3 protein-coding genes are annotated in these 2,940 nt (G+C 61.0%); all 3 read right to left on the bottom strand.

All coding sequences use genetic code 11. The features are described 5' to 3' along the window. Positions 1 to 93: 93 nt before the first annotated feature. The gene (locus AC1D1P_RS19540) at positions 94 to 1,344 is read right to left on the bottom strand and encodes an FAD-dependent oxidoreductase (RefSeq protein WP_477674117.1); all 1,251 of its coding nucleotides are present in this window, start codon (positions 1,342 to 1,344) and stop codon (positions 94 to 96) included. After that, positions 1,341 to 2,489, bottom strand: coding sequence for an acyl-CoA dehydrogenase family protein (locus AC1D1P_RS19535; RefSeq protein WP_477674116.1), 1,149 nt, complete (start codon positions 2,487 to 2,489; stop codon positions 1,341 to 1,343). The genes AC1D1P_RS19540 and AC1D1P_RS19535 overlap by 4 nt, the downstream gene beginning before the upstream one ends. A gap of 21 nt (positions 2,490 to 2,510) precedes the next feature. Then, a partial coding sequence (locus tag AC1D1P_RS19530) for an OsmC family protein (RefSeq protein ID WP_477674115.1) occupies positions 2,511 to 2,940 on the bottom strand: 430 nt, incomplete at its 5' end.

Raw genomic sequence — 2,940 nt, 5'->3', positions numbered from 1 at the left:
GTTCATGACAAGCGGTTTGTCGGCGTCGTACGGATCGAAATAGCGCATGGKGGCTTTCGGCAGGGTGGGTCGGAATTCGGATGGATGGGGAGATCAGACGGTGAAGCCGCGCGACGCGGTCTTGACCCGGACGACCGGACGGGCGTGTGTGTAAAAAAGCGGTTCGTCACCTATAAGGTTGGCTGCGATAACCTTGGCTTGGCTTGCGATCGGCTCGATGTAGCGCATGGCCTGCCCGTTGATGCTGATGCAATCACCCAATGCGTGGATGTTCGCAATGCCGGTGCGCAGATCGTCTGGCTGAACCGCTATACCGTTGTTCCAGCCCAGTCCAGCGCTCTGCGCCAGGCGGTTCGGTGTTTGGAGCCCGGTCGCCGCAAGCACATGGTCGCATTCAATGGCGAGGCCGCTTTCCGTCACCACCGCCACACGGCTGGCAGCCTTCGCAACCGACTTGACCCGCGTGCCACCGATAAACCGGATGGACAATGTTTCCCAAGCCCTGAGTAACTCCTGGGATGAACTTGCAGACAGAAGATTGGCCAGCGGCCTGTCGGCAATGTCGATCAGCACGAGATCATGTCCAGCCATGGCCAGGTCGTTGGCTAACTCAGAGCCCACCAGGCCTGCGCCGGCCACAACAATTCGCTGGGGCCTGCCGGATGCAGCGATGGCTTTCCGAAATTTGGCGTAGCAGCGCAGATCGTTGATCGCCCAGCAGATGTCGGGCGGCAAGTTTGGATCCGGCCTTGGAATCGCCCCGTGGGCGAGCACCAGGTGACGGTACTTGACGGTTCCACGGGTGGTCCGAAGAGCGTTCGCACCAGCACACACACTGACTGCATGGGTTTCTGCCATCAGCCGGACATTCAGTCGCGTGGCGGCCTGGGTTCCTGTTTCCTTGACCAGCGCAGGAAGACCGATCGCCTTCGCAAGCGCAACTGAGAGCAGGGGTTTGTCGTACCTGTCGCCGCTGCAGCTGGTGACCAGTGTGATCGGAATTCCGGCGTCTTTCTCCCTTAATGCACGCGCCATTTGCCAGCCGGCGCTGCCGGCGCCGACAATCACGACACCCGAATCTCCGCGAGGGCTGACGACTGCTTGCGACGCACATTGCTCGACTCGGGCTTGCACCACGTAAAGCTCGAAATCGGATTTGGTGACACCGCACAGGGGGCACTCCCAGTCGTCGGGAATGTCTTCATACCTGGTGCCGGCAGCCAGACCGCTGTCAGGGTCGCCTTCAGCCTCGTCGTAAATGAATCCACAGGCACGGCAGATGTATTGCCGGAAGGCGACGACTGCTTCGTCCATCGTTTCCTGCAAGGAGACCCGCGTGCTCATGATGGCATCACCGGGCTGCTGAGCTTGGCCATCTCCCGACGGAGATGCTTGAGCGCAGGTGTCACGATGGCCACAAAATGCGATTCGCGGACACGGCGCTGCACCGGTGACGACAAAAGGTAGCCGCGGGCGCCTTGGTGCAGCAGTGCGGACTGTGCGGAGCGAAGTGCCAGTTCGGAAGCATGGGCGCGCACATCAAGAACATCCAGCAACGGCGGCTTGGCGCCCTCGTTGATCATGCGTGCAAGTGTGAAAGTCCGCTCCGTCAATGCATGTAGTTCGGTCTGCAGGTCCGAGGGACGGTCTTCGAGAAATTGGTTCACATGTCCGAGCTGCTGCTCGACATCCCACATGGTGTCTATCGCGCCTTGGGCAACACCCAGGCCCATGCCAACCTGCAGCAGGATGAAGCTTGCGCGAACCTTGTCGAGGAAAGGACGCACGGGATCGGCGATAACGCGGTCGGCGCTGACGATGAAGTCCGTAAAACGAACACCCCAGGTGCCGGTGCCTTCCATGCCGGCAAACGACGGGCATTCGCGCAGCTCGATAGCGGAATCGTTGCAGGGCACCATGAACATGACCTCATGGGACATGCCGTCCTCTCCGGCCACAGTGGCGGCGGCGCCGAAGTAATGATCCTTGCCCAGGTTGCTTACCCAGGGAAGAGTTCCATTGACGACGTATCCGCAACCCACCCTTTCTGCCTTGAGCAGCATCTGTTCGATGCCGGTCATGGCCTTCATGGGATTGCTCAATGCCGTGCCACCCAACTCGTCACCATCAACATGACGCAGTAACACTTCGCCGGCGAGCGCGGGGTTGCCGCTTTGCTCCATGTAGAGCGTGCAGGCAGCCTGACACCACACCATGAATCCGGTAGCGCCGCAGACGCGCGAAACCTCTCTGATGGCCTGGATCGCCGCCACAAAGTCCGGGTTGCCATCAAGCGAGGTCTGAGCGCGGTAGGCGCCAGTCTTGCCCAATGCACGCATGATGGCCTCCGGATAAGTGCCGGCCCGGTCGATTTCTTCGACCATCGCCGCTAGCGGGCCGTTCGCTATCGCACGCACGGCCTCGAGCATCGTCGCGCGGCGAGCACCGGTATCGGTGTTCGCCTCTGCCGTCTGAAGTACCGCTGACATGATGGGTTCCAGACTTGCTGCTTAGACCAGGTCGATGGCGAAAGGGACGGGATTGCGCATCGTGTTGGCGACCGGCGAATAGAGGTTCGCGTGCCTGACGATTTCTTCCAGGACTTCGCGAGGGGCGTCACCTTCGATGAGGACTTTGACGCGGATTTGTTGGAAGCCCATTTCGGCTGGTTGCATCTGGGCGCCACCGGCACCCCAGGCTGCCGGGTTGCCGATGTCGCCTTCAAGGAAGACTTCCAGCTTGGTTAGCTTGACGTTGCGATGGGTGGCGACAGCAGTGATGCCGACGCTCAGGCAACCACCCAGGCCGGACAGAACGATTTCGCCGGGTGCCGGCGCGGTGTCTTGGCCGAAGAGGTGAGGCGGCTCGTCCACGACGACAGGCGTGTGGTCGCCGACGTAGCTCAGGGTGCGGAACTTTCCGTCGACGACGGTGTGAACC

It is taken from the genome of Polaromonas sp. P1_E1_2, assembly GCF_056406035.1.
This window is presented reverse-complemented; position numbering and strand designations above follow the sequence as displayed.

Coding starts and splice junctions, on each gene's coding strand:
- AC1D1P_RS19540 (WP_477674117.1), bottom strand. CDS start 1,344: ATGAGCACGCGGGTCTCCTTGCAGGAAACGATGGACGAAGCAGTCGTC.
- AC1D1P_RS19535 (WP_477674116.1), bottom strand. CDS start 2,489: ATGTCAGCGGTACTTCAGACGGCAGAGGCGAACACCGATACCGGTGCT.